Origin of the sequence: Leucobacter soli (genome assembly GCF_042659205.1) — a bacterium.
GTDB lineage: Bacteria > Actinomycetota > Actinomycetes > Actinomycetales > Microbacteriaceae > Leucobacter > Leucobacter soli.
This window is the reverse complement of the sequence record NZ_JBHSRW010000160.1, coordinates 1-5,280: the sequence shown is the minus strand read 5'-3', so window position 1 is coordinate 5,280 and position 5,280 is coordinate 1. Positions and strand designations below refer to the sequence as shown.

The window sequence follows — 5,280 nt, the reverse complement described above, 5'->3', positions numbered from 1 at the left end:
GGTATGACAATGTCTGTTCTACCGCGTGATCATGCGGCTAGATCGGGGTTCTATCCACACGTTTTGGCCGGTAACCCCGGGGCCGAGCCTCACCGCACCACGCGCTCGCCCTCTGTTTCTGCGGGTGGCCGGCGGGTGGCCGCCCCGGCCCGAACAGCGGCTCGAGACTGTACGAGATCGTCGAGACTGCACGAGATCGCGCGTCGAACACGTACCGCGCCGACGATCTCGTGCTGTTTCGTGCTGCCTCGAGCCGCCGTGCGCCGCCCCGGGGCCATCGTGCGCCCGCTTCGGCGAGCGAGGAGAGGAACCGGCGCAGTCGGGCTCACGCCCCCGGCGAGTGGTGGCGCACGCGTCCGCCGATCACGGTGAGCGTGCAGGATCCCTCGCCGCGCTCCACGAGCGCCCGCTCGGGCGAGCAGTCGCCCGCCTGCACATCGTCGAGAGGGACGTCGAAGACTGCCAGGTCGGCGCGCAGCCCGGCGCGCAGCTCCCCCAGGTCGTCCCGGCCGAGCACTCCCGCACCGCCCCGGGTGACCGCCTCGACGAGACGCTGATGCAGGTCGTCGCCCGCGTAGCCCTGAGACCGCGCGAGCTCGGCGAGCGCAGCGGCGTCGCCGAGCAGGTCGAGCGACGGCGACGACGAGAGCGAGTCGGTGCCGACCGCGATCTCGTGCCCCTCGCGCAGGTAGTCCGCGACCGGCGGGGCGTCGAGGCCGATCACGCGGTTGGATCGCGGGCAGAGCGCGACGCGGGTGCCCGTGTCGCGCAGCAGATCCCGATCCGCACGATCGAGGTAGATGCCGTGCGCGAGGTGCGAGTCGGCGCCGAGCAGTTCGATGCTCTCGGCGTAGCGCGCGGTCGAGAGGCCGGTGCCGCCCGAGCGGATCAGCGCGAACTCGTCGCGCATGTCGCCGTAGATGGCGAGCACGTCGCGGTTGCCGTGGGCGTAGAGGCTCGCCTCCACCGACGACTCGCCGACGTGCGAGTGGATCCGCATCCCGCGCTCCCGCGCCGCCCGTGCAAGCTCGCGGATGACCTCGCCGTCGAGACTGTAGGGCGCATGCGGCGAAACTCCGACCACGGCGGACCCGGCAGGCTCGGGCGATCCGGCCGCTCTCGCCGCCTCAGCGGAGCGGACGGATCCTCCGTTCACCATCGGATCCGCCGGCGGATCCACCCCCGGGCCCCCATCGAGCCAGGCGAGGAACGCCTCTCTGCCGCCCGCGTTCCAGCGCACCTCGGTCTCGCCGATGGCCTCGAGGTACTCGACGCCCTGCAGCCCGGTCTCGGCGAGCACCCCGCGGGCCGGCTCGTCCGTAACGATCTCGGCGGCCGCCGTGGTGCCGCTGCGCAGTGCGAGCCGCGCCCCCTCCCGGGCGGCGCGCCCCCACTCCGCGGGGTCCTGCACGGCCAGGTAGACGACCTCGAACGCCTCCGACCAGTGCTCGAAGCTGCGGTACGAACCGCGGCCGAGCTCGGCGAAGCCCGTGTACTGCAGGTGCGTGTGCCCGTTCACGAGGCCCGGCGTCAGGATCCCCCGATGCTGCTCGACCGGCAGATCGGCGAAGTCCGAGGGCAGCTCGTCGAGACGGCCGACCCAGGCGATCACGCCGTCGACCACTGCGACCGCGCCCCGTCGCAGGGCCGGGGTCGCCACCGGCAGTACCCAGTCGGCCGCGAGGATCCTGCCCGCCGTACCACCGCTCACTTCTCGGCGCCCCCGCCGAAGCCCTGCTTCAGCGCGCGCTGCGCGACGGCGAAGACCACGAGCGTCGGCAGCAACGACACGAGGGCGGCCGCCGCCTGGCCCTGGAGGTTGATGTCCTCGCGGGTCGTCAGCGTCGTCGCGGCCAGCGTCAGCGTGTAGGAGTCCGGGTTCGCCTGCAGCAGCGTCGAGGCGACGAGGAGGTCGCCGAAGCTCCAGACGAAGGTCAGCGCCAGCACGGCGGCCAGCGCCGGCAGCGCCATCGGGATCCCGATGCTCCAGAACGCGCGGAAGACGCCGGCGCCGTCGAGCGTGGCCGCCTCGATCGTCTCGTCGCTGAGCGACTGATTGAGGAAGGTGTGGATGAAGTAGAAGCCGAACGGCAGCGAGGAGACGCCGCTGATGACGCCCGCGACGAAGAGGTCGCCCGTCCAGCCGGCCTGGGCGACGATAACGAAGACCGGGATCAGCCAGGCGATCATGGGGATCGCGTAGCCGGCGCCGAGGATCAGTCGTGCCGGGCCGGTCCAGCGCTGGCGGTTCACCCGGAAGAAGTAGCCGCCGGCCAGTGAGGTGCTCGCGCAGACCAGGCAGGCGACGAGGCACATGACGAGGGTGTTGATCAGCGCGCGGCCGAGGTCCGCCTCGGTCCAGGCCTCGACCAGGTGGTCGAGGGTGAAGCTCTGCGGCAGCCCGCCGGGAGAGGAGATGTAGTCGCTGCGCTCCCGGACGGCCGTCGAGATCAGGAAGAGGAAGGGGACGATGAACGGCACCGCGATGAGCACGGCGAACGCGGTGCGCAGGCGGCTGCGGCCGGTCATACCGCCACCTGCTTCCGGGCCTGCGAACGCTCACGGCCGAGCATCTTCACGACGACCCCGCCGATGGCCGCGATGACGACGATGAACAGCACGAGCACCACCGACTGCGCCGCGGCCGTGCCGAAGAAGCCGAAGCGCATGAACTCCTGGTAGATCGCGAAGTCCATGGTCGCGCTCGCGAGGCCGGGCCCTCCCCGGGTGAGCACGTAGACCCACGAGAACATGAAGAGGAAGATCGAGATCACCTGGAAGATCATCCAGAGCACGACCGCCGAGCGGATGCTGGGCACCGCGATGTGCCAGAACTCGCCCCAGAAGCCCACGCCGTCGAGCCTGGCCGCCTCGAAGAGGTGCTTCGGCACCGCACTGAGCGCCGCCGAGAAGATGAGCACGCCCGTGCCGAACCCGGCCCAGAGCACGAGCAGGATGATGACCGGCTTGACCGCGGCCTCGTCGCTCAGCCAGGGGCGGGCGACGGCCCCCAGTCCGATCGAGCGCAGCAGCGCGTTGACCGGCCCATCGACCGAGAGCAGCGAGCGGAACACGAGCGCGACCACGGCGGGCGACATGACCGCCGGCAGGAAGTACACGGATCGGAAGAAGCCCGCTCCCGCCACCTTCTCGCGGAGCATGAAGGCGACGATGAGGGGCGCGATCACCCAGAGGGGCAGACCGAGGAGGAAGAAGAACTGGTTGCCGACGACCTGCCAGAACGCCGGATCGGTGAACAGGGCAACGTAGTTGTCGAAGCCCGTGAACTCCGAGACGCCGCCGGGCTGCCAGTCGAAGAACGAGCGGTAGGCGATGTACAGGAGCGGCGCGAAGAGGATCGCGACCTCGAGCGCGACGACCGGCAGGATCAGCAGCAGCGCCGCCGGCCCGCCGGCGAGGTCTCTCCGGAGCCGCGTCCGGGGCCGGCGCGGAGCGCTGCTGCTCCGCGCCGGCGCGCTGGTCGTCGTCATCTCACCCCGCTCCGTCGCGTCAGGAGGCCTTGTCGAAGGCCGTGATCGCCTCTTCGAAGAACTTCTCGGTGGTCATGCTGCCGCTGATGAGCGGCGCCGCGTTGCGCTCGACGACCGCGAGGACCTCGAGCGGGAACGACGAGAATCCGGTGTGGTTCTCGGGGTTCAGGATCAGCGGGACGAAGACCTCCTGCATCGGGGTCGTCGGCTCGGCGTCGACGGCGTTGTTGTTCGGCACGACGTTCGCGACCTCCCAGAGGATCTGCTGCGCCTCGGGGCCGGCCATGAAGTTGACGAACGCGGCCGCGGCCTCGGGGCTCTTCGTCCACTTGGTGACCGACCAGCCGGCCTCGGCTCCCGCGTCGATGAGCGTCTCGTGCTTCGATTCGGGCACCTGCGGCAGGCGCATCACGGTGGTGCTCGGCTGATCCGCGTAGGCGGTCTCGGCAGTGCTCAGTCCGCCGGTGGTGAACATGGCGGCGTCGCCGGCGTAGTACTGATCGAACGAATCCATGTACATGGTGCGGCCGAGGGAGTCCTCGCCGCCGAAGCACCCGGCCTCGTTCATCTCGAGCACGCGCTCGATCACGGTCGTGAAGAGCGGGTCGGAGAGCGGCAGCTCGCCGGCCGTCCACTTGGCGAGGGTGTCGCTGTCCATGAGCTGGCTCGAGATCATGTAGAGCAGGGTCTCGAGCAGGAAGCCGTCCTGCCAGCCCGCGGCGAAGGGCTGGATGCCCGCGGCGTCGAGCGTCTTGCAGGTGTCGATCAGGCCGTCCCAGGTGGCGAGCGCGGTCTCGGGATCGACGTCGGCCTGCTCGAAGAGATCCTGGTTCACCAGCAGCGCGTAGCCGTAGGCGCCGGTCGGGACGATGTAGAGGTTCCCGTCGCGGGAGAAGTTCTCGTCGATGTAGCGGATGTCGTTCGCCGGATCGAGCGCATCCTGCAGCGGGAACAGCGAGTTCCGGTAGCTGTAAGCCTGGGCGCCGCCGTACATCGTGATGACGTCGGGGCCGCTGCGAGAGACGCCGGCGTTGCGCACCTGGTCGAAGTAGGTGGGGTACGGCATCGTGACGAGGTCCACCTCGACCTGCGGGTACTCCGCGTTGAACGCCGCGAGGATCTGATCGTAGGCGTCCGCGCCGTTCTCGTAATTGTCGGGGAGGAAGCTCCACACGGTGAGCGTGGTGTCCTCAGCGGGAACCTCGCCGAAGGTGAGGGCGTCGGATCCGCCGCCACCGCCACCGCCGCCCGAGCATCCGGTGAGGGCGAGGGCTGAGGCCGCGACCGCGGCCAGTCCGGCGAGGAGCCGGGAACGTCGGAGTGTCATGTCGATACCTTTCGGTTACCAGGCGCGAACGGCTTCGCGCTGTGCATCGGTGAGGGGTTCGAGGCTGCCGCCGGCGGCCTCGAGGCGGATCCGCGCGACCTCGCGGTCGATGTCTGCGGGCAGTTCGTAGACTCCGGGAGCCCAGTCCTCGCCCTCGGCGGCCAGGCGTTCGACGGCGAGCGCTTGGAGGGAGAGCGAGAGGTCCATCACTTCGATCGGGTTGCCCTCGGCATCCGCGCAGTTCACGCAGTCCCCGTCCGAGAGGACGTGCACGGTGCGCCCGGATCGCGTCGTGTACGCGTCGACCGCGGCGCGCACACCGCGGCGCGTGCCGAGGCCGTGGAGGTAGTCCATCGGCATCTCGAAGGCGCCGCCGCCCGCCGTGCAGAGGAACGCGCCCTCCGGCAGCGCCTCGACGTGGCTCTCGGTCACGACGCCGGCGAGCCCGGTGCAGGCGAAGAC

The 5,280-nt window shown here is 70.2% G+C and carries 5 protein-coding genes; all 5 read right to left on the bottom strand.

Translation table 11 applies throughout. The features are described 5' to 3' along the window. Positions 1–325 precede the first annotated feature (325 nt). Positions 326–1,711, bottom strand: coding sequence for an amidohydrolase family protein (locus ACFPZL_RS09600; RefSeq protein ID WP_236022148.1), 1,386 nt, complete (start codon positions 1,709–1,711; stop codon positions 326–328). Continuing rightward, complete coding sequence (locus tag ACFPZL_RS09595; RefSeq protein ID WP_218116444.1) at positions 1,708–2,529, bottom strand: carbohydrate ABC transporter permease; 822 nt, start codon at positions 2,527–2,529, stop codon at positions 1,708–1,710. Before ACFPZL_RS09595 ends, ACFPZL_RS09600 begins: the two co-directional genes overlap by 4 nt. Beyond that, positions 2,526–3,491: a carbohydrate ABC transporter permease gene (locus tag ACFPZL_RS09590; protein WP_218116443.1), complete on the bottom strand. Its 966-nt coding sequence runs from the start codon at positions 3,489–3,491 to the stop codon at positions 2,526–2,528. Before ACFPZL_RS09590 ends, ACFPZL_RS09595 begins: the two co-directional genes overlap by 4 nt. Positions 3,492–3,510: 19 nt before the next feature. Next, positions 3,511–4,818: an ABC transporter substrate-binding protein gene (locus tag ACFPZL_RS09585; RefSeq protein ID WP_218116442.1), complete on the bottom strand. Its 1,308-nt coding sequence runs from the start codon at positions 4,816–4,818 to the stop codon at positions 3,511–3,513. Positions 4,819–4,833: 15 nt separating this feature from the next. Continuing rightward, the coding region (locus ACFPZL_RS09580) for an adenosylhomocysteinase (RefSeq protein WP_382335230.1) at positions 4,834–5,280 on the bottom strand (447 nt) is incomplete at its 5' end.